Genomic DNA, 19,977 nt, shown 5'->3' on the forward strand with positions numbered 1-19,977 from the left:
TGCACTATCGGAATCAGGCCCTTGAACCCCTAACCACCTAGAATTAAACCAGTCCAACTTTTGGGGGCTAGTTCAGTTTGCCCTGGGGTTTCGTCGTTTTCAGCGCGGCTTTAAAAACTGCGGCACAATGGAGGCCATGACTGTGCCAACCGTAACTTTCAATGATGACCGCGAAATGCCCCAGCTGGGCCTAGGTACGTACAAGCTCTATGACGAGGAATGCATCCGCGTTATCCGTGAGGCCATCGATTTAGGCTACCGCCACTTCGATACCGCTACGCTGTACAAAAACGAAGAGGCGGTAGGCACCGCCCTCAAACAGGCGATGGACGCTGGCGACGTCACCCGTGATGAGCTTTTCGTTACTTCCAAGGTCTGGCATTCCCACCACGGTGCGCATAAGGTAGAAGAGGCATTCCAGCAGTCGCTAAAGGATCTGCAGCTGGACTACCTTGACCTGTATCTCATCCACTGGCCGTGGCCGCAGGGTGGCCTATACAACGAGACCTTTGAGGCTATCGCTCGCTTGCAAGGTATGGGCCAGATTGCGTCTATCGGCGTGGCCAACTTCTACGAGGACGTGCTCAAGGACTTGATTTCCACCACCGGTATTTCTCCGGTGCTTAACCAGGTGGAGATTCACCCGGGCTTTACTCAGTCCGGTTTGCGCGCTTTCCATCACGATAATGACATCGTCACCGAGGCATGGGCCCCGTTGGCACGCGGGGTAGTGCTCAATAACCCAGTGATTGAGCAAGTTGCCGCTGACCACGAGGCCACCGAGGGCCAGGTAGTTCTGTCCTACCTCATGTCCAAGGGTATGTCCGTGATTCCGAAGTCCGCGCGCACCGAGCGGCTGAAGGAAAACCTCGCCGCCACCGAGCTGGAGCTTACGGCGGAGGAAGTATCCGCCATCGATGCTCTGGAAGGCCAGGAGGGCTTTGGTCGGATGTTTAATGACCCGCGCGAGTTCCCTGGCAACGAAGAGTAATCTCACCCGCAGTTTAAGCCCCCTCACCGGGGGCTTTTCTTTTGTCAAGCGACTGTTAACAATCTTCGCAAAAGGGGGTTGTTTCCACCGATGGGGGTAGTTGGCTAAAGACGTTGATCCAGCTCGGCGGAACCTATGAGCTTGAAAGGGTGGAGAGGTGAGGTGTTTTCTTGGCGGAGTTCACAACCTTGCAGAAAATGTTCGGTAACTTACACGACAACATGGATAGTGATTAATGACACATTATCTCGTGTGACCTAAGTTCCTCTCACCCAAGGAGACGAAGCTCTATGAGTGACGTAGCTGCAACTCCTGTCTCGCGCCGCGAACCCACCGGTAGCGAGTTCATCGCGATGCGCGACTCCGCCGAATTCGGCGAGCTGCGCCGTACCTACCGGAGTTTTACTTTTCCCATGACCGTGGCCTTCTTTGTGTGGTACGTGGTCTACGTTCTAGCTGCCGTGTTTGCCCCTGGCTTTATGGCAATCGAGCTTGGTGGCGGCTGGAATATCGGACTGGTTTTCGGCCTAGCCCAGTTCCTCACCACCTTCATTATCACGTGGATCTACGTGAAGTATGCCAATAAGAATATCGAGCCTAAGTCGGCCGCCATCCGTGAAGAGCTGGAGGGCATGTAATGATTACCACCACCCTCGCCGCCGAATCTTCCGCTGGCAATCCCATCTTGAATATCTCCATTTTCGGCATCTTCCTTTTCATCACCATGGCGGTGGTGCTGCGCGCCGGAAAGACCACGAAGAAAGCCTCGGACTTTTATACCGGCGGCGGCACCTTCTCCGGCCGACAAAACGGCCTAGCCATCTCTGGTGACTACCTTTCCGCGGCATCGTTCCTGGGCATCGTTGGTGCTGTGGCGCTCAATGGCTACGACGGCTTTTTGTACTCAGTCGGCTTCTTTGTTGCCTGGCTGGTAGCACTCATGCTCGTCGCTGAGCCCATGCGTAACGTGGGCCGCTTCACCATGGCGGATGTCTTGTCTTTCCGTTTGAAGCAGAAGCCCGTGCGCGTAGCGGCGTCCATCGCCACCCTCTTTGTCACGCTCTTCTATCTCATCGCACAGATGGCAGGCGCTGGTTCTCTAGTGGCCGTGCTGCTGGATATCCACGATTTTAAGTGGCAGGCGGTCGTCGTGGGCATCGTTGGTGTGCTCATGATTGTCTATGTATTGGTCGGTGGCATGAAAGGCACCACCTACGTTCAGATGATCAAGGCTGTGCTCCTAGTAGCCGGCGTAGTCATCATGTGCTTCTTGGTATTCATTGCACTGCGCGGTGGATTTAGCGCGCTGTTTAACAACGCCATTGATATGCACGCCGCCTCTGAACAGATTAAGGAGAAGGGCTATGAAGCTAAAGACATCATGGCCCCTGGCCTGAAATACGGCGCCACCACCGCCACCAAGCTGGATTTCATCTCCTTGGGCATTTCGCTGGTGCTTGGTGTGGGCGGCCTGCCGCACGTGTTGATGCGCTTCTACACCGTGCCTACCGCTACTGAAGCCCGCCGTTCTGTTACCTGGGCGATTGTCATCATCGGCGCCTTCTATCTGATGACCTTGGTCCTGGGATACGGCGCCGCCGCCTTGGTCGGTCCGGACCGCATCCTCGCCGCGCCGGGCGGGGCTAATGCCGCGGCACCACTGCTTGCGCTGGAGATTGGCGGCTCTATCTTCATGGCGGTTATTTCCGCAGTGGCCTTCGCCACCGTGCTTGCCGTGGTTGCTGGCCTGGCCATTACCGCCTCGGCATCCATCGCGCACGATATTTACCATGCGGTCATCCGCAATGGTAAGTCCACAGAAGCCGAGCAAGTTCGCGTTTCCCAGGCCACCGTGGTGGTCCTTGGCATCGTGGCTATCATCTTGGGCATTCTGGCCATGACCCAGAACGTGGCGTTTTTGGTCTCCTTGGCTTTCGCGGTTGCGGCTTCTGCCAACCTGCCGACTATCTTGTACTCCCTGTACTGGCGTCGCTTCAATACCGCAGGCGCGGTGGCCTCCATGTATACCGGCGTGGTGTCCTGCTTGGTGCTCATCTTCTTCTCCCCAGCAGTCTCCGGTTCTGAGACCTCCATGTTCTCGGGCGCGGACTGGGCTATCTTCTCGCTCTCCTCGCCGGGGCTGGTATCCATTCCGCTGTCCTTCTTTGTCGGCTGGTTGGTCTCCATCATGACCAAGCCAGACGACTTGGAGGAGCTTTCTGCAGAAATGGAAGTCCGCTCGCTTACCGGCGTAGGGGTGGAGGCACCCGTCCAGCATTAATTGCCTAGATAGTGCACTCAACCGGTAACATGTATCGACGTGTTTAGAACGTCGTTGACTCGCAAGGCGGCATCAGCCAAGGCTGGTGCCGCTTTAGCCGTATGTATGCTCGCCTTGACCGCCACCGCGTGCAGTAACAGCGAGAGTGATAGCGGCGCGCTTGCCGACGCCCCTTCGGGATTAACAGACACCAACCGCGACGTCCCACCAGAAATCAATGAGTTTCTAGAAGGCGATGAGGGGCGCTCTGTTACCTATATTCGGCTGCATGATGGCATGCATATGGGTTCTGCCTCGGAGCACGAGGCTCGCCCGGCGCTCAGCCTCATCAAGCTCTATATCGCCACCTACGTCATGGAAAAGGGCGAGTACGAAGATAAGTATGAGGCGCTGGATATGATCGCTAGCTCCTCCGATAAGTCTGCCGAAGACCTCTTTGAAAAATACCCAGAGTCCATCGACACCATTGCCGATGAATTCAAGTTGGAATCTACCAAAGCCGGCGAGAAATGGGGTTACTCGCAGACCTCTACGTATGACGTTGCCAGCTTCATTTCGCAGCTCATCGAGCGCGATGAAACCCACCCAGTGCTCGTAGCCATGGCTCATGCCGATCCCATCTCTGAGGATGGCTACCGCCAGGACTATGGCACCGCAAAGCTCTCTAACGTGGTGGGAAGCAAGTGGGGCTGGTCCAATGATAAGTCCATCAACTCTTCCGTCTCTTTTGGTGAGAACTTTGTAGCCGCTGCCTCGATCAATGGCTCGTCCGATGAGCTTACTGACTATGTAAAAGATGAGGTCACCGGAAAGAGCCTGGGCAAGGCCACCGAGCGCTTCCTCAAGTACAAAGACGGCGAGGACGTCCCACCGATTGAAACCACTACCTCGGAGACCTCCACGACTTCGTCTAGCAAGAAGGATAAGGACGAAAAACCCAGCACAGGGAAGAAGGATAAATCCGCGTCGAAGGAACCTACCAGCGAGTCCACCAAGTCCGAGAAGAAAGATAAAGGCAGCTCCGATAAGAAGTCCACAGATAAAAAGAAAGGCTCAGAGAAAACCTCCGAGCCCTTTAAAAAGTAGTACTACCTCGCCTTAGCAACCGTTTCTGCGACGATCTTCGCTAGCTGACGAATCTGGTCGTTGCTCAACGTTTTGCCATTGAAAGTTACGCCATCCGCAGTTACCTGCGGTAGCTCTGGCAGCTCTGGGTGCTTGCTCTGTAGCTGCGAGCTCAACTGATTTACCAGGTCGGACGAGCCATTGCTCGGCGCCGTGGCCTGCGGCTGAGTCTTTGGCTGTGGTTTCTTAGTGGCTGGCTTTTTCGCCGGTGCAGGTGCTGCGGACTTGCCCGGTGTCCACTGTCCCCAGTCATCGGCGTAGACCTCGTTAACGTCTACGATGACGCCGCCGATGGTCTGCTGTTTGCCGTGCGGCAGCTGGTGAATAGTGGTGCGCGGGTGAATCTTTCCGTTAGAGCCCCAGTCATGCATCCAGAAATACTTGCCGATGTCATCCTGGATTGCCCACTCGATGGTGTTGTAATTGCCGTAGACACCTGTCTGGTAGCCGGCCAGCTCCAGCGTCTTGGAAAACGCCTGCAGGTATGGGCGGATTTGGCGGGTGTACTGCTCGCGGGTGGGGTTATCGTCGATAGCAATGTAGATAGGGCGGTTGGTTGGGCCGCCTGCCTTCTTGTGCAGCGCAATCGCCTTCGGTGCGTGAATTGCAGCACCTGCTGCGCCCTGCTTCCAATCCGCGGTCTCCGCGCGGCCAAACTGGTAAACGGAAGCGGTAGGCAGGCCTGCTGCCGCATTGGCCTTGGTCTCTTTCAGGGTTACCGGCTTGCCGGCCATCCACGCTGCGTCTGGGCGTTTGTCGGAGACGTACCGAATCGCACCCATATGGCCGGCCTTTTTAATCGCCTGCGGGGAAGGGACACCGGCAGAGTAATCGATGATGGTGCCGCGTATCGGTCCGAGCGCCGCCGCATTAGGAACGGCAGCGCCGATAGCGCCCGCGGTCAAGGCGAGGGCACCGACCTTAAAGAGGCCGCGACGGGAGAAAGATGGTGACATGTTGAGCTCCTGCAGTAATCACATTTGTCACAGTAGTTAACAACTGCACCATAGCAGGAGGTCTAAAGCCCCAGAGGCAGCGAAAGCGCATGTCGCGCATTTACTTCGTAGTGCTATTTCGAGTCATTGCCAAACAACACTCGTGTGGGATTCTCAACCGTGCGCGACACCGTGCAGTCCTTCTCATGGGAGATGCGAATCAGATTGTCCACCAGCTCGCGTGCTTGGTTACCCTCGGACGTATCTGGGAAAGAAAGATTGAACCCCACGCGAACCTCCGACAGGCGCGATGCGCCATCCTCGTTTACGCGGTCGCCTTCTACATGCACATCAAAAGACTCCGGCTCAGCGCGCCGGGAGGTCACCACGTCCACGTCTACTGCGGAGCACCCCGCAACGGCCGCAAGCAAGAGTTCAACAGGGGAGAGGAGCCCCTCGCCACTGCCAAACTCAATGCTTGCTCCCGCGGAATTGGTAGCTCGGTATAGGGCGGTGTCGAGGCGGGTGAGGTCTACGGCGTAGTGTTTAGTACTTTCACTCATGACTTAGAGCTTAAGCAAGAAGCGAGAAACGCAGAAGGAAATGGCGGTGAGGATCGTTCGATGGTCAACGGTCCTCGCTTCTTGTGGTCAATATGAGCATAGGATCTTGTTCCAGAAAGCGGGGCAGCTGTCATGGAAAACGAGATCACAGTGAAACCGCCGAGTTGTTAAAAGTTCGCGGAACGTGACGAATTAAAAAATCAAGGGCGGCGAAAAGTGAATCCAAACCGATTGTCCCAATGCGGGTTTGTGGTCCGCAGTGGTGCGGAATATGGTTCCAGATTCATGAGTGGCGGTAACGGAGTAGTGGTCGCCTTCGAAAATTGCGGAGTCCACTATTGCTGGAACCGTGGTGCCTAGATAGTCTTCGTCCACAATCTTTGCGTGGTGCGGCAAGATAGCGGCTTTAGTACCTTCCTCTCGCACGGTTACTTGGCTCAGAGGCCATGAAACACCAAGCGTGGGACACTCGACGCAGCATCCTGTAGTGGTGGTTTGAACAATTGTCGCGTCCGAAATAAACGCCGCGACCGCCGGGCTAGCAGGATTTTCCAGCAGCTGTTGCGGGGTAGCGATTTGTTGGATTTCGCCGCCGTCTAGGACCACGACTCTATCTGCAATTGCCAGCGCTTCGGCGCGATCGTGGGTCACGTGCACCGTGGTTAGACGTTGTTTTTCCGTCAGCGCCACTAGTTCGCGACGCAAATTATCGCGCAATGGTTCGTCAAGAGCTGAAAGAGCCTCATCCAGTAACAAAAGTTTGGGACTTGCGACGATCGCTCTGGCAAGAGCCACGCGCTGGCGCTGTCCGCCAGAAAGACTGTTCGGAGACCGGTCTTCGAATCCCGGCAGCCCTACGAGGGCCAAAGTTTTAGAAATGTGCTCTTCGCGTTTAGCCTTAGATACTTTCGCTCGGCGTAGCGGATAGCCAACATTCTCTTTAACAGACATGTGTGGCCAAATCGCGTGCTGTTGGAAAACCATACCAATGCCGCGCTCTTCGGGAGGAGTTGAAGTCATCTGTCTGCCATCGATGTCGAGCTCGCCCGATGATGGGGAAATAAAACCAGCGATGGTGCGAAGGAGGGTGGATTTACCGGAGCCTGACGGTCCTACAAGTGCGATGAGTTCTCCTGGCTCGATGGAGAGGTTGATATCGCGTAGGCCAGTGGTGCCGTCCGGAAAAGTGACCGAGAGGTGTGAAGTTGCAATTTTCGCCATTTTAAGTCCTTACCTTAGGGGACTGAATAGTCAGCGCGAGGGCAACGATGCCGACGATCGCGAAGAGTAGGGATAGAGCCGATGCCTGGTTATAATTTCCCGCCTGCTGAAGATTGAACACTTGGACGCCCAGCGTTGTCGTCCCGGGAGCGACAAGTAGTACGGAAATAGTTAGCTCTCGAATCGCAGTCACCGCCACTAGAACTGCGCCGGAAATCGCCGCTGGAATGCTCATTGCACCGACGGTTGAAAAGAGCGCCTTGAGGGGCGTGGCACCAGAAATGCGCGCTGCTTCTTCTATTGTGGTCGGGGTACTTATTAAAGGAGCACGCACGGATTGAACAACGAGTGCGGTAAATGCGCAGACGTAGGCAATAAGTATTATCCAAATCGTGTTATACAACCCCGTATAACGTCCGGCGATAAGCCAGGCTACACCGATGATGAGTCCTGGCAGGGCGCTCGGTAACAGCGTAGAAAGCATTAGAAGCGTATTTCCCCGTGCATGGGTCCGGGAAACTAATATTCCGATGACCCAGCCAAGAATGCCGCAGATTAACGCTGCGGTTATTGAGAGAAGTGCGGAATTGGTTAGCCCGTCGATGACGCGCGGGTTGGACAAAGCATTGGTGAAGTTCGCCAGCGAAATGGTTTCTAATGTAAACGGAATCCCAGGGGCTGGTAGCAATGCGCGGTAGGCCAAACCGAGGATTGGGCCAATGGAAATGACTAGTCCGCACACCCACATGATGATTGTGACCGGCCAACGCGCTGAATGCAGCGAAAAGCGCGCCGGGCTACCGGAGTCATGGGAAGAAGGTGAGTTTCTTAATGAGGTGAGATAGTCCATGATGACGGCGCCGATTCCCAAGAACAAGAGAACAACTCCGATGGTGGAGACTACCTGCAGGGGGTTGGATACGGTGCCAGAATCGATGAACCGGTAAATCATCGTTGCCAGGGTTTCGAACCTAGCTGGCGAGCCGATAATCGCGGGAATCCCGAAATCGGCAAGATTAGCAATTGCCGTGAGGGTAAACGCTGACAACAACGCAGGGCGAAGGAGGGGAAGGGTGACCGTACGCAGAACCGTTATTACGGAAGCTCCTGATACACGGGCGGCGAGTTCAAAATCTGGTGAGATTGAGCGCAGGCCCGATGAAATGATTACGTATGCTGTGGGAAAAGAGTGGATAGTCATCAGCGCAATGACCCCATCTGCGCCGTAGATATTCCAAAGTTCGAACCCAATGAGTCTATTTAAACCTTGATTCGGACCGAAGAGCTGAGTCCAGGCAATCGCTCCGATAAAAGGGGGAACCAAGAGGGGCGAAAGTAGGAAGAGCCGCAGTACCGAAGAGCCATAGATATCTGTGCGGTCTATTGCGATGGCAATAACGGTTCCAATGATGACGGCAGCAAGCGCCGAAAGCGCCGTGGTGAAAAGCGAATTCCATGTAGCAATGCTGAGCCCTTGTTCCAGAAGGGTGGGAATTTGGTTTCCTCCCAGTGCGAGGGAGACAACCAGGACCAAAGGCGTAATGAACAGACCAACAGCGATGAACCACACACCAACGCGCAGCGCGGATACGGAGGGATTTTTCAACAAGTGAGCCATCAAGAACTAGGAGGGATTAGAACAGACGGGGACTAGGAAGAAACTGCTTTTTGAAAAGCTTCGACGGCGGCGTTTTTATCCTTGGTAATTTTCTCTAGGTCTTGGTCCATGAGTTCAATGTCTTCAAGTTCTGGGGTGGCTGCTGGAGTTCCCACGTCCTTGCGCACTGGAAGATACGACTGCTCGACTGCGATTTTTTGTGCCTTTTTCGAAAGTAGGAAGTTGATGTACTTTTGTGCTGCTTCTTGTTTTTTGGAATCTTTGAATACACCCGCAGGTTCAGAAATATACGGTGCTCCCTCGGAAGGGTAGGAAAGAGCGACAGGGGAACCCTTGTCCGCTAGGTCTCGCACTAGATAATCGACGACTACACCTACGGGCCGTGACCCGGAGGCGATTTCTTGGGAAGTGGGACCATTGGACTCTGCGATCATCGGGGAGTTCTGGCCGAGATCTTCGAGCCAAGTTTCGCCGAGATCTGAATTGTTCTTCCACGCCGAGGCATTGAATGCCGCCGCGCCAGAGACCGCCGGGTTCGGCATGATGAGTTTGTCCTTATATTTCGGATCAGTTAGATCTGCCCACGACCTCGGGGCTTCGCCTTCTGCAAGTTCGTCGGTGTTATAGGCAATTACCGTAGGGATAATGCGCGTACCGACATAAAAATTCTCGTCGTCCTTGGCTTCGTCGATGATGTTGTTGGAATCAACATCGGCAAGCTGGATGAGGTCACCATCGTCGGCATAGTTTTCAAAGGTAGGTGCATCGGCTGCCCAGAAAACATCCGCTTGGATGTCACCAGATTTTTTCTCTGAAGATATGCGTGCGTTCAAATCTCCGGTGCCCGCGCGGTACACCTTGACCTCGATATCAGGAAACTCTTCATTGAAGGCCGCATTGATCTCATCGACCTTTTCTTCCGGCTCTGAGGTGTAGACGGTGATCGAAGTTGAACCGCTTTCTGCCTGCGTATCTTCATTCTTGGATGTAGGCTCACCGCACGAGGTAAGAAGTACAGTTGAAGCAAGAACTACAGCAGTAAGAGAAGAGTGCCTAGGCTTCATTTGGGGAATTTCCTCCAGAGAGAGTAGTGATCAGGAGTCTTTATCTAACTGTTCCGAAGTTAAGGAAACTTGGGATCGACGTGAATTCGCAGTTAATTTTTGACTCCCTGAGCGGGTGATTTGGAGGGCGGCGCGGTTAAAAATCCTCATACAAGACTGAATGAAACTACTTTCGCGTTTTGATCCTGTAAATATGAGCATCACGGCGAATGGATTGGTGCACTTTCGGCACACGCGGTTGCGTCTGGAATCCACGCTGTACCGTCCAACGGCGCCGTTTTGAGGACAACTAGCAGTGCCGACGTTGGTACTGACGACCCCAGGGAATACCAGATCTCAGCAGTGGACCAAGCGCGAGCTGATGACCACAACCGTTCCGCGTTCACTTCGCTAATGCTGTGGGGCTTGGCGGCCCCCTTTAGATCGGCATGCTTCTCGCCGAGCTTTTCACCGTGGTATGGGATAGTGCGCTCTGAGGGCTACTCCCAAGTCAGTTATGGAGCAATTCCATTCAGAGGCGGGCAAGCGTTTGCTATTCCGCAGGTGTGATTGGAGAGCCATGGAGTTTAAAAGCTCTGCCAGAAGATTAAGGATTCAAAGAACTCGTTCAACTTTTTCCACGGGTCGTTTTGTCTGTAGACATTCTGAAATCGTCAATGTATTGCAGGCAATTGAAAAAGGCACGGTGCGTGGAGGTGGGTTTCGATAAAACTTATAACGGGAAAATCCCGAAACGATCTCTGTTCGAGGGTAAATTTGGCTTATTTGTTAATACTGGGCTTGGCGAGGGACTGGGGAATGCTTTCGTTTTCATTTGCGTCTGTGGTCAACCAACTGGTTGATTGCAGTTTCAACCAGCCCTGCGATTCAAAGCCGGAACAGATGTAGAAAGATGAGTCCTTGGAGTATTTGATTCGTCGCTAATCCGGCCGTGGCAGCGGTTGGGAAGGAGAATGACCATGAAAGCTTTGTATTGGGCATCTATTTTCTACCTTGTCTTGGGATTGGGGGCCGGGGTCTTCTACCGCGAATTCACGCGTGCCAATGACTTCCCCGAGGGTGAGTTCACTCAGCTGAGCGTGGCGCATACTCACTTGCTGGCGCTCGGTTTCATGATGAGCCTTATCTTCTTGCTATTGGAGAAGGTCTTTGGTCTGTCACGCAATCGTGGTCAGTTCAATGCGTTCTTTTGGCTGTATAACGTCGGCGTGGTCGTCACCGTCGGCGTCATGATCTGGCACGGGTGCTTGACCGTATTGGGGGAGGAGTCCACTGCAATGATCTCCGGGATTGCTGGTCTTGGTCATATCCTCATTACGATTGGCCTGATTGCATTCATTGCAGCACTAGGCAATGCCATCAACGAGGCTCAAGAGGCTGAGGCCCAACCCGTAGCAGGTGACTAATGATGAGCGAGATGGCTACTGAATAGGCACAGTGCCTCCACGGCGAGACTGAACCTAACTCATGCGCACTGGGGTAATAGTTTGTATGCGGTCCTGTATGCAGCGCTGTTGTGGGCCACAGGAATGATTGCCGATAGCTGGGGTCGCAAGCGTTCATTTCTGGCGTGGCTGCGGTTGGATCATTGACTTGCCATTGACGCTCTACGGCTTGGGCTTTGTGCCTGTGTAGTTGATGGGTACGCTGCTCAGCGAGATTCCGGTGAATAGTTTCGGTCAGGCTTCGGCTACCCAGAGTACGGTCCGCCAAGTCGGTTCCGCGCTGGGCACTGCGGTTTCTGGGTCGGTATTTTCCATGGCACTTGGGCTAACGCTGCCCAAGACGCTGGAGGCGGCCGGCATCATGGGGCCGGGTGCCGCTGGCATAGCAGAAGCAACGCGCCAATCAGCTGGTTCCGCTATTGCAGAACTGCGCGTTCAAGGCGGGCATAGTCCCTTTAGCGAGCAGACCAGCGTTGTGGTGCAGGCGCTTAGCTACGGCATGACCGGCGCCGCCCGCTACTCCCTTCTTGCTGCAACGGCATTCCTGGCGCTGGGCTTTGTTAGTGCGATGCGGGTTCGCCGTGCCGCGAACGAAAGCAGTTCCATGGAGCAATCGAACTGATTTATTGCCAGAAAGTTAGTGTAAGTCTGTTGTTTTCCTGGGCGGATTAGATGAGCAAAGTTTTTCTGCCTTCAACTAAGAGGGCTTGCCCATCCCTCAGCAGTAGGAGATTCCAATCTTGTCCGTACTGCGCAACAGTTTCACTGATGACGTTTATAGAATAAGGACCAGTCGTTCCTTGGGCGTGGGGAATAATGACATACGGAGTGAGATTTAGTCCTGTGCGGTCGGTGAGCTGCGGTGCCGTCCGCGGATCGTCCATGATTGATGCCGGTTCGATTGAAGGTCCTGCAACCATTGCGCCGGCAGAACTTCCAGCGTAAAGCGTGCCGTTCTGGACCGCTTCAACTAGCAGGTGGTCGGTACCAGTGAGTCTCAGCGCATCAAGGAGACGGAATGCCTCGCCGCTCGCAACATAGATACAGTCGGCTAAGTTGATTTCATTGCGTATGTCGCTCGGTTGCGCCTGCGCCACGGTTAAGGGGATTAGTTCCTCTGCCGCATTGCGAATGGTTGTCAACTCTGTTTGGGCGAACGGGGCTTGGCTCATTCCCGCGGCAGCATCATCGATGTACAGCACTCGACCCGAAATGTATTTGCTGATTTCTGGGTGTAGGTATGAGGCGAGGAGTAAGTGCATAGGCTTAGTCTACGTGAGCGCCTTATATGCTTGGGGCAGCTAGATCGGAGTATTGAATAATCGGAAAAGTCTCGAGACGCCGATCGGAACGATGTCTCGAGACTTCACATTGTGCCCCAGAGTGGATTCGAACCACCGACACCGGCTTTAGGAGAGCCGTGCTCTATCCCCTGAGCTACTGGGGCGGGGTTGCGTGTGCAACTTGGCTAATCATAGCAGTGGGGCAGGGGTGCCCCGAAATGGCTGGGGCTTGGCTTAGCTCTCGGCCAATTCCTTTTGCTTATTGCGCACAGAGGAGGCTGGTGGGTTGGTTTCGTGGGTGCCGTCGGAGTAGAGGACGGTGGGGATGATGCGGTTGCCGTCGTTGACGGATTCGATCCAGGCGTTGATGTCTTCGGTGTTGTCGGCCTCGACGTCGACAAGCTCGTACGGGGTTTCGGTGCGGTCCAGGTTTTTAATGAGCTTGGCGCAGAAGGGGCACCAGTCGGCGTAGAAGATGGTGACGTCGGAGTTAGTTTCTGGGGTAGTAACAGACATTAGGCTGCATCCTTTCGGTCGTAGGTTAAAAAGCGGTATTTCATGGGGAGATCGCTGGCGGATTGCTCCGGGAGCTCTAGGTGGCCCTTGTCGGAGGTGAGCCAGTCGGTGCTGTGGGCGAGGCCGAATTCCTCGGGGATTTCGGGGGCGTAGATGGATTTATCGCCGTAGGTGCTACCGATATTGACGCCCATGAGGGTGACCTCAATTCGGTCGACCTGATCCAAGGTGGCGGTATAAATTTGGCCGCCGCCGATAACCCAGGCGTCGGAAAGCGGGGGCATAGCGGTGATGACCTGGGCGCCGGCGGACCACTGGCCGGGTGTGCGGGAGGAGAGCACGTAATTCTCCCGGCCGGGAAGGGGGCGGAATTTAGGGTTGAGTGACTCCCAGGTTTTTCGGCCCATGATGACCGGCGCGCCCATGGTCACGTCCTTAAAGTGCTTGAGGTCTTCCGGCACGTGCCAGGGCATTTGCTCGCCATCGCCAATGATTCCGTCCAGGGACTGTGCCCAGATTGCGCCCAACATTAAACGGATACCTGTGCCTTGATGGTGGGGTGGGGGTCGTAGCCCTCAATCTCAAAGTCGGCGAAGTCATAGGAGAACATGTCTTCCGCCTTGTGTAGGTTGAGCTGCGGGTACGGGCGCGGTTCGCGGGAAAGCTGCTCTTTGACCTGCTCCACGTGGTCGTTATAGATATGGCAATCGCCGCCGGTCCAGATGAGCTCGCCCACCTTGAGGCCGGCCTGCTGCGCAAACATGTGGGTCAGCGCCGCGTAAGAGGCGATATTGAAGGGCACGCCGAGGAACATATCGGCCGAGCGCTGGTAGACCTGCATGGACAAGGTGCCATCGGCCACGTAGAGCTGGAAGAGCAGGTGGCAGGGCATCAGCGCCATTTGGTCTAGCTCCGCGACGTTCCACGCGGAGACCAGGTTGCGGCGCGAGTCCGGGTTGTTCTTGAGGGTATCCAGCGCCTGCTGGATCTGGTCGATGTGCTGGCCGTCCGGGGTAGGCCAGGAGCGCCACTGCACGCCGTAGACCGGCCCTAGCTCGCCATTGTCATCCGCCCACTCATTCCAGATGCGGACCTTGTTGTCCTGCAGGAACTTGATATTGGACTCGCCTTTGAGGAACCACAAAAGCTCGCCCAATACCGCGTGGAAATAGACCTTCTTGGTGGTCAGCAGCGGGAAGGACTCGGCCAGGTTATAGCGCAGCTGCGCACCAAAAATGGAGCGCGTGCCGGTGCCGGTGCGGTCGCCTTTGGGCGTGCCGGTCTCTAGGACCTTTTTCAGCAGATCCTCGTACGGGGTCTCAATCATGGGCATTAGTTTAGAAGCCGCCGTTCTCCTCGGCAAAGGCCTGGGCGTGCTCCAAGATTTCATCCTTGAGCTCGGGGCGGCAGATAAGGATATCCGGGATGAAGGTGTCCTCATTATTGAACCGGATTTCGGAGCCGTCGAGGCGGCAGCAGTGCAGACCGGAAGCTTGTGCGACGCCCACCGGGGCGGCCTGATCCCACTCGTACTGGCCACCGGCGTGGATATAACCGTCATAATCGCCGAGCAGCACGTGCATGGCCTTGGCACCCGCGGAGCCGACGCCCACGACTTCATAGCCCATTTTCTCCGCAATGTAGTCGGCTACCTTGGGCGGGCGATTGCGGGAGACGACGAACTTCTTAGACAGCGGGCCGGTGACCGCTCGAACGTCCGAGGACTTGAAGGTAACACCGAGATCCGGCAGGCCCACCGCCGCGTGGATAGGAATGCCGTTCTCTACCAGGGCGATGTGCACGGCCCAGTCCTGGCGGCCGGTGGCAAATTCCTTGGTGCCGTCGAGCGGATCCACGATCCACACGCGGTCCTTCTTCAAGCGGGCAAGGTCATCGGAGGCTTCCTCCGAGAGCATGCCGTCCTGGGGGCGGTGCTGTTCAAGCACGCGAGCGATCCATTCTTGGGCGGCTTCATCGCCGGCGTCGCCAAGCGAAAGGCCCCGTAGCAGGCCCCCGTTGCGCACGCCCTTAAGGATCTCACCGCAGCCCTGGGCGAGGGAATTGGTCAGGCGGGAATCAGAAATCTCGACGGTCATGGTGCCCACATTACAACGCGGACTAGAGTGTGGGCATGCCAGAAAACATCCTCGACCGCTTCCGGCCTCAAGTAGCGCAGTGGTTTCGGGATGTATTTGCCGCCCCCACCGCCGTGCAGGCGCAGGCCTGGGAGAAGATTTCCCGCGGTGAGCATGCCCTTGTGGTAGCTCCTACCGGTTCGGGTAAGACGCTCGCCGCGTTCTTGTGGGCGCTGAATAATTTGGTCGAGCGCGAAGGTCAGCTGGCGCTGCCGGTGGGCTCTGGCGCCTCGGGATCCGCCGCTGGGGCGAAGGTGCTGTATATCTCGCCGCTCAAGGCACTGGGGGTGGACGTGGAAAATAACCTGCGCGCCCCGCTGACCGGAATTGCCCGCACCGCAGAGAACCTTGGGCTCGATGTACCGGATATCTCGGTAGGCGTGCGCTCGGGCGATACGCCCTCCGTGGAGCGTGCGCGGCAGGTGCGCAAGCCGCCGGATATCTTGATTACCACCCCGGAGTCAGCCTATTTGATGCTGACCTCTAAGGCAGCGGGGATTTTAAAGACGGTGGATACCGTCATTATCGATGAGATTCATGCCCTGGCTGGCACCAAGCGCGGCGTGCACCTGGCGCTGACCTTGGAGCGCCTGCAGCAGGTGGCAGGAGACTTCCAGCGCATTGGGCTTTCTGCGACCGTGCGGCCGCTGTCTGCGGTATCGAATTTCTTAGGCGGCAACCGCCCAGTAGAAATTGTGGCACCGGCCGCGGAGAAGAAGTGGCAGCTGGACGTGCATGTGCCGGTAGAGGATATGTCCGATTTGCCCACACCGGAGCAAGGCTCCACCATCGGGGAGATGACGGTGGATGATGCGATTGGCATCAGCTCTCCTTCCGTGGATGAGTCCGCGCTGCCCACGGCCAAGTCCATCTGGCCGTTTATTGAAGATGACCTCTATGCGGAAATCATGGCGCATCGCTCCACACTGGTATTTGTCAACTCTCGGCGCACGGCCGAGCGGCTGACCAGCCGGCTCAATGAGCTCTATGCGCAAGAGCATGATCCGGATTCGCTGTCGCCCGAAACCCGCCGGGACCCAGCCCAGCTGATGAAGCAGGTCGACGTCGCCGGCAAGGCCCCGGCGGTTATCGCCCGCGCCCACCATGGCTCGGTGTCTAAGGATGAGCGCGCGATGACTGAAACCATGCTGAAAGAAGGAACGCTCAAGGCCGTGGTGGCCACAAGCTCGTTGGAGCTGGGCATCGACATGGGTGCAGTGGAGCTAGTCGTACAGGTGGAATCGCCGCCCTCCGTGGCCTCCGGCCTGCAGCGCGTGGGCCGCGCCGGCCACTTTGTGGGCGCGGTCTCGCATGGCTCCTTTTACCCCAAGCACCGCGCGGATCTAGTGCAGTCCACGCTGACGGTATCGCGCATGCGCGCCGGGCTCATTGAAGAGATGCATACCCCGCGCAACCCGTTGGATGTGCTGGCGCAGCAGACGGTGGCGGCGGTGTCCGCGGCTGGTGAGGACGGGCTTGATGCCGATGAGTGGTACGAGATGGTCCGCCGGGCCTGGCCCTACCGCGATCTGGCGCGCGAGGTCTATGACTCCGTGCTGGACCTGGTAAGCGGCGTCTACCCGTCCACGGACTTTGCAGAGCTTAAACCCCGCGTGGTCTATGACCGTGTGGCGGGAGTGATGACCGCGCGGCCTGGTGCCCAGCGGGTAGCTGTCACCAGCGGTGGCACGATTCCGGATCGGGGCATGTTTGGAGTATTCCTCTATACCGGCTCGGGCGAGGGCTCCGGTGGCGCTCCGCGCCGGGTGGGCGAGCTGGATGAGGAGATGGTTTATGAGTCCCGGGTGGGCGATGTATTCACCTTGGGCGCTACCAGTTGGCGCATCGAGGACATCACGCGCGACCAGGTGTTGGTCACACCCGCGCCGGGGCATACCGGCCGCCTGCCGTTTTGGAATGGCGATGGCGCGGGCCGCCCCTATGAGTTGGGCAAGGCGCTAGGTGAGTATCGCCGCGAGGTCTTTTCCTCGCCGGAGACAATCGCGGACGCCGACGATAATGCGCGCTCCAATATCGTGGCTTACCTGCAGGAACAGAACGAGGCCACGGGTGTCATCCCGGATGAAAAGACGTTGGTGCTGGAACGCTTCCGCGATGAGCTAGGCGATTGGCGGGTGGTGCTGCATACCCCGTTTGGCCGGCCGGTCAACTCCGCATGGGCGTTGGCGGTGGGGGCCAGGGTAGGCGAGCGCACCGGCATGGATCCGCAGGCAGTAGCCGGCGATGACGGCATCGTGCTGCGCCTGCCGGAAGCAGAATCCGAACCTGATGGGTCCATCTTCGCCTTCGACGCCGATGAGATTGCCGATATCGTGGCCGAGCAAGTGGGCAATTCCGCGCTCTTTGCCTCCCGCTTCCGCGAATGCGCGGCCCGCGCGCTGCTCTTGCCTCGCCGCAACCCGGGCAAGCGCGCGCCGTTGTGGCAGCAACGCCAGCGCGCCGAGCAGCTTTTGGACGTTGCCCGCAAGTACCCGTCCTTCCCCATCATCTTGGAGACGGTGCGCGAGTGCGTCCAGGACGTCTACGATGTCCCCGCGCTTACGGAAGTCATACGGGAGCTGGGCCACCGCCGCATCCGCATTGCGGAGGTCACCACCGAACAGCCCTCGCCTTTTGCCTCTTCGTTGCTGTTTAATTACACCGGCGCGTTTATGTACGAGGGCGATTCCCCGTTAGCAGAAAAGCGCGCGGCCGCCCTGGCCCTTGACCCTGCGCTTTTGGCCAAATTGCTCGGCACGGTGGAGCTGCGCGAGTTGCTCGATCCCGAGATTATCGCCGAGGTCCACGCCCAGCTCCAACGCACCGATCCCTCGCGCCGGGCCCGCACCACCGAGGAGGTAGCGGACCTGCTGCGCGTGCTCGGGCCGATTCCCACAGACGAGCTAGGCGAGCACACCGACGTGCCGCTTTCCGCCCTGGACCAGTTGGGCACGCGGATCATGCGCGTGCGGATCGGCGGACGCGAGCACTTAGCCCAGGCCCCGGATGCACCCCTGCTTCGCGACGCCCTCGGCATCCCCATTCCTCCCGGCATCCCCGCCCAAGTGGCCACCATTTCTGATGCCTTGCCGCAGCTGGTCTCGCGCTGGGCGCGCACCCGCGGGCCCTTCGTGCTGCGCGATCTCACCGCGGCTTTCGGCATTTCCGTCTCTGCCGCGCATACCGTCCTCGGCGCGCTTGATGGGGTAGTAGAAGGCCGCTACCGCCAGGGCGTCGATGAGCACGAATACTGCGCCGCAGCGGTGCTCAAGACTATCCGCTCGCGTTCGCTCGCCGCTGCGCGTGCCGCTACCGAGCCGGTTTCGGGTGCCACTTTTGCCCGCTTTTTGCCGGAGTGGCATAGCATCGCACCGGCCGGAAAGCGCCCGGCCCTGCGCGGGGCCGATGGCGTCTTTTCCGTCATCGAGCAGCTAGCCGGGGTGCGCCTGCCGGCCTCTGCGTGGGAATCGCTCATCTTGCCCGCGCGGGTGGGAGATTATTCGCCCACCATGCTCGATGAGCTCACTTCTAATGGCGAAGTGCTCATCTTCGGTGCCGGCAAGGCCGGTGCGGCAGACCCTTGGATCATGCTGTTGCCCTCGGACTATGCTGCTCAACTCGCCCCGGAAACGGACGCCGAGGGCGTGAGCATGCTGCAACGCGCCATCCTCGATGTTCTGGGCCGCGGCGGCGGCTTCCTCTTTGCCGATATCGCTGCCGAGGTCCCCGGCACTACCGAGGAGACCCGCGAGGCCCTCTGGGGTTTGGTGGAGATGGGCTTGGTAAGCCCCGATTCCTTCGCGCCGTTGCGTACCCGGTTGTCTTCCGGCGGTTCGCGCTCAGGCCGCACCGCGCACCGTTCGAAGCGGCGGCCCACCCGCTCTCGCCTGCGCATGGGGCGTACCTCCTTCGCCCAAGCTCAGAACGCCGCGGCCGCGCAGACCCCGCCCGATGTGATGGGCAGGTGGTCGCTGGCTGTGTCTGCCGCTACCGATGCCACCTCGCGGTCTGTGGCACACGGCGAGGCCTGGCTCGACCGCTACGGCGTGCTCACCCGCGGCTCCGTCGTGGCCGAAGACGTGCTCGGTGGCTTTGCGCTGGCCTATAAGGTGCTCTCCGGCTTCGAAGCATCCGGCAAGGCCATGCGCGGCTATGTCATCGATGGGCTGGGCGCCGCCCAATTTTCTACCCCCGCCATCATCGACCGCCTGCGCGGCCTGGCCGATTCCCCGGATGTTACCGGCTGGCCGTCTGGAACCACCGAGCCCGAAACCTTTGTCCTCGCCGCCTGCGACCCGGCCAATCCCTACGGTGCGGCCCTGCCGTGGCCGCAGCGCGACGATGCCGACGGCAAAGCCACCGGCGGGCACACCCGTTCGGCCGGCGCGCTGGTAGTGCTTATCGACGGACTACCCATCGCCCACCTCACCCGCGGCGGGAAAACCCTCACCACCTTCCTGGAATCGCTGCCGGGAGGCATCGACCCGGCGGAGGTATATCCCCGCCTGGTAGGCGCGCTCACGGATATGGTGGCAAGGGGAGTGCTGTCCCCGTTGGTTATCGAAAAATGCAATGGCAGCCCCATTCATAAGACGGATACCGCCGCCCACCTGCGCGAAGCTGGCGCCGGGATTACTCCCAAGGGAGTGCGCATCTCCGCGAGCGCCGCTGCTCCGCGCACCCCACGTGCAGGACGCCGCGCCAGCGAGGCCATCGAAGAACTCAGCTTTGATGACGCACCGCCTGCACCGCGCAATAATGGTGGCTTCCGCCCGCGCAGCGGGTACCGTCGCTAAAGAT

General features: G+C 57.8%; 17 protein-coding genes and 1 tRNA gene. 7 read left to right on the top strand and 11 right to left on the bottom strand.

The features are described from left to right. Window positions 1-127: 127 nt before the first annotated feature. The 4 genes from QP990_RS07790 to QP990_RS07805 all read left to right on the top strand — a co-directional run bounded on the left by QP990_RS07790 (window position 128) and on the right by QP990_RS07805 (window position 4,358). Window positions 128-991: an aldo/keto reductase gene (locus QP990_RS07790; RefSeq protein WP_034656422.1), complete on the top strand. Its 864-nt coding sequence runs from the start codon at window positions 128-130 to the stop codon at window positions 989-991. Between the two features lie 290 nt (window positions 992-1,281). Then, entirely contained in the window at window positions 1,282-1,629 is a 348-nt protein-coding gene (locus QP990_RS07795; RefSeq protein ID WP_023022008.1) for a DUF485 domain-containing protein, read from the top strand. Further along, window positions 1,629-3,272 carry a cation acetate symporter gene (locus tag QP990_RS07800; protein WP_023022007.1) on the top strand — a complete coding sequence of 548 codons (1,644 nt, stop codon included), beginning with the start codon at window positions 1,629-1,631 and terminating at the stop codon, window positions 3,270-3,272. Before QP990_RS07795 ends, QP990_RS07800 begins: the two co-directional genes overlap by 1 nt. Window positions 3,273-3,311: 39 nt before the next feature. Continuing rightward, entirely contained in the window at window positions 3,312-4,358 is a 1,047-nt protein-coding gene (locus QP990_RS07805; RefSeq protein WP_023022006.1) for a hypothetical protein, read from the top strand. Window positions 4,359-4,360: 2 nt separating this feature from the next. On the opposite strand, the gene QP990_RS07810 is transcribed toward QP990_RS07805, so the two are convergent. From QP990_RS07810 to QP990_RS07830, 5 genes are all read right to left on the bottom strand, one after another. Continuing rightward, window positions 4,361-5,353 carry a DUF1906 domain-containing protein gene (locus QP990_RS07810; protein WP_023022005.1) on the bottom strand — a complete coding sequence of 331 codons (993 nt, stop codon included), beginning with the start codon at window positions 5,351-5,353 and terminating at the stop codon, window positions 4,361-4,363. A gap of 113 nt (window positions 5,354-5,466) precedes the next feature. After that, window positions 5,467-5,895: an OsmC family protein gene (locus QP990_RS07815; protein ID WP_023022004.1), complete on the bottom strand. Its 429-nt coding sequence runs from the start codon at window positions 5,893-5,895 to the stop codon at window positions 5,467-5,469. A 192-nt stretch (window positions 5,896-6,087) separates the two neighbouring features. Next, window positions 6,088-7,116, bottom strand: a complete 1,029-nt coding sequence (locus tag QP990_RS07820) for an ABC transporter ATP-binding protein (RefSeq protein WP_023027829.1) — start codon at window positions 7,114-7,116, stop codon at window positions 6,088-6,090. A 1-nt stretch (window position 7,117) separates the two neighbouring features. Continuing rightward, window positions 7,118-8,734 carry an iron ABC transporter permease gene (locus QP990_RS07825; RefSeq protein ID WP_023027830.1) on the bottom strand — a complete coding sequence of 539 codons (1,617 nt, stop codon included), beginning with the start codon at window positions 8,732-8,734 and terminating at the stop codon, window positions 7,118-7,120. Between the two features lie 32 nt (window positions 8,735-8,766). Next, the gene (locus QP990_RS07830) at window positions 8,767-9,798 is read right to left on the bottom strand and encodes an ABC transporter substrate-binding protein (RefSeq protein ID WP_023022001.1); all 1,032 of its coding nucleotides are present in this window, start codon (window positions 9,796-9,798) and stop codon (window positions 8,767-8,769) included. Window positions 9,799-10,757: 959 nt separating this feature from the next. Here QP990_RS07830 and QP990_RS07835 point away from each other — a divergent pair. Both QP990_RS07835 and QP990_RS07840 read left to right on the top strand, forming a co-directional pair. Next, on the top strand, window positions 10,758-11,204 hold the full coding sequence (locus QP990_RS07835) for a DUF2871 domain-containing protein (protein WP_023022000.1): 447 nt from the start codon (window positions 10,758-10,760) through the stop codon (window positions 11,202-11,204). A gap of 232 nt (window positions 11,205-11,436) precedes the next feature. Continuing rightward, window positions 11,437-11,865: a hypothetical protein gene (locus QP990_RS07840; RefSeq protein WP_023021999.1), complete on the top strand. Its 429-nt coding sequence runs from the start codon at window positions 11,437-11,439 to the stop codon at window positions 11,863-11,865. A gap of 46 nt (window positions 11,866-11,911) precedes the next feature. On the opposite strand, the gene QP990_RS07845 is transcribed toward QP990_RS07840, so the two are convergent. From QP990_RS07845 to QP990_RS07870, 6 genes are all read right to left on the bottom strand, one after another. Next, window positions 11,912-12,505, bottom strand: a complete 594-nt coding sequence (locus tag QP990_RS07845; protein ID WP_023021998.1) for a Type 1 glutamine amidotransferase-like domain-containing protein — start codon at window positions 12,503-12,505, stop codon at window positions 11,912-11,914. 112 nt (window positions 12,506-12,617) lie between these two features. Next, window positions 12,618-12,690, bottom strand: a tRNA-Arg gene (locus tag QP990_RS07850). 70 nt (window positions 12,691-12,760) lie between these two features. Next, window positions 12,761-13,042, bottom strand: a complete 282-nt coding sequence (locus QP990_RS07855; protein WP_023021997.1) for a glutaredoxin domain-containing protein — start codon at window positions 13,040-13,042, stop codon at window positions 12,761-12,763. Beyond that, the gene (locus QP990_RS07860) at window positions 13,042-13,572 is read right to left on the bottom strand and encodes a dihydrofolate reductase (RefSeq protein ID WP_023021996.1); all 531 of its coding nucleotides are present in this window, start codon (window positions 13,570-13,572) and stop codon (window positions 13,042-13,044) included. The genes QP990_RS07855 and QP990_RS07860 overlap by 1 nt, the downstream gene beginning before the upstream one ends. Continuing rightward, window positions 13,572-14,375: a thymidylate synthase gene (locus QP990_RS07865; RefSeq protein WP_023021995.1), complete on the bottom strand. Its 804-nt coding sequence runs from the start codon at window positions 14,373-14,375 to the stop codon at window positions 13,572-13,574. Before QP990_RS07865 ends, QP990_RS07860 begins: the two co-directional genes overlap by 1 nt. 4 nt (window positions 14,376-14,379) lie before the next feature. Next, window positions 14,380-15,138 (bottom strand): 3'(2'),5'-bisphosphate nucleotidase CysQ, encoded by a 759-nt coding sequence (locus tag QP990_RS07870; protein WP_023021994.1) that lies wholly within the window; start codon window positions 15,136-15,138, stop codon window positions 14,380-14,382. Window positions 15,139-15,173: 35 nt separating this feature from the next. Between QP990_RS07870 and QP990_RS07875 the strand changes: the two genes are divergently transcribed. Beyond that, entirely contained in the window at window positions 15,174-19,973 is a 4,800-nt protein-coding gene (locus QP990_RS07875) for an ATP-dependent helicase (protein ID WP_023021993.1), read from the top strand. Window positions 19,974-19,977: the final 4 nt, after the last annotated feature.

The organism is Corynebacterium sp. MSK071 (assembly GCF_030232125.1).
Lineage (GTDB): Bacteria > Actinomycetota > Actinomycetes > Mycobacteriales > Mycobacteriaceae > Corynebacterium > Corynebacterium kefirresidentii.

Bases quoted from the DNA above. Each gene is read 5' to 3' on its own strand.
- QP990_RS07790 (WP_034656422.1), top strand. From the start codon at position 128: ATGGAGGCCATGACTGTGCCAACCGTAACTTTCAATGATGACCGCGAA.
- QP990_RS07795 (WP_023022008.1), top strand. From the start codon at position 1,282: ATGAGTGACGTAGCTGCAACTCCTGTCTCGCGCCGCGAACCCACCGGT.
- QP990_RS07800 (WP_023022007.1), top strand. From the start codon at position 1,629: ATGATTACCACCACCCTCGCCGCCGAATCTTCCGCTGGCAATCCCATC.
- QP990_RS07810 (WP_023022005.1), bottom strand. From the start codon at position 5,353: ATGTCACCATCTTTCTCCCGTCGCGGCCTCTTTAAGGTCGGTGCCCTC.
- QP990_RS07815 (WP_023022004.1), bottom strand. From the start codon at position 5,895: ATGAGTGAAAGTACTAAACACTACGCCGTAGACCTCACCCGCCTCGAC.
- QP990_RS07820 (WP_023027829.1), bottom strand. From the start codon at position 7,116: ATGGCGAAAATTGCAACTTCACACCTCTCGGTCACTTTTCCGGACGGC.
- QP990_RS07825 (WP_023027830.1), bottom strand. From the start codon at position 8,734: ATGGCTCACTTGTTGAAAAATCCCTCCGTATCCGCGCTGCGCGTTGGT.
- QP990_RS07830 (WP_023022001.1), bottom strand. From the start codon at position 9,798: ATGAAGCCTAGGCACTCTTCTCTTACTGCTGTAGTTCTTGCTTCAACT.
- QP990_RS07835 (WP_023022000.1), top strand. From the start codon at position 10,758: ATGAAAGCTTTGTATTGGGCATCTATTTTCTACCTTGTCTTGGGATTG.
- QP990_RS07840 (WP_023021999.1), top strand. From the start codon at position 11,437: ATGGGTACGCTGCTCAGCGAGATTCCGGTGAATAGTTTCGGTCAGGCT.
- QP990_RS07845 (WP_023021998.1), bottom strand. From the start codon at position 12,505: ATGCACTTACTCCTCGCCTCATACCTACACCCAGAAATCAGCAAATAC.
- QP990_RS07855 (WP_023021997.1), bottom strand. From the start codon at position 13,042: ATGTCTGTTACTACCCCAGAAACTAACTCCGACGTCACCATCTTCTAC.
- QP990_RS07860 (WP_023021996.1), bottom strand. From the start codon at position 13,572: ATGTTGGGCGCAATCTGGGCACAGTCCCTGGACGGAATCATTGGCGAT.
- QP990_RS07865 (WP_023021995.1), bottom strand. From the start codon at position 14,375: ATGCCCATGATTGAGACCCCGTACGAGGATCTGCTGAAAAAGGTCCTA.
- QP990_RS07870 (WP_023021994.1), bottom strand. From the start codon at position 15,138: ATGACCGTCGAGATTTCTGATTCCCGCCTGACCAATTCCCTCGCCCAG.
- QP990_RS07875 (WP_023021993.1), top strand. From the start codon at position 15,174: ATGCCAGAAAACATCCTCGACCGCTTCCGGCCTCAAGTAGCGCAGTGG.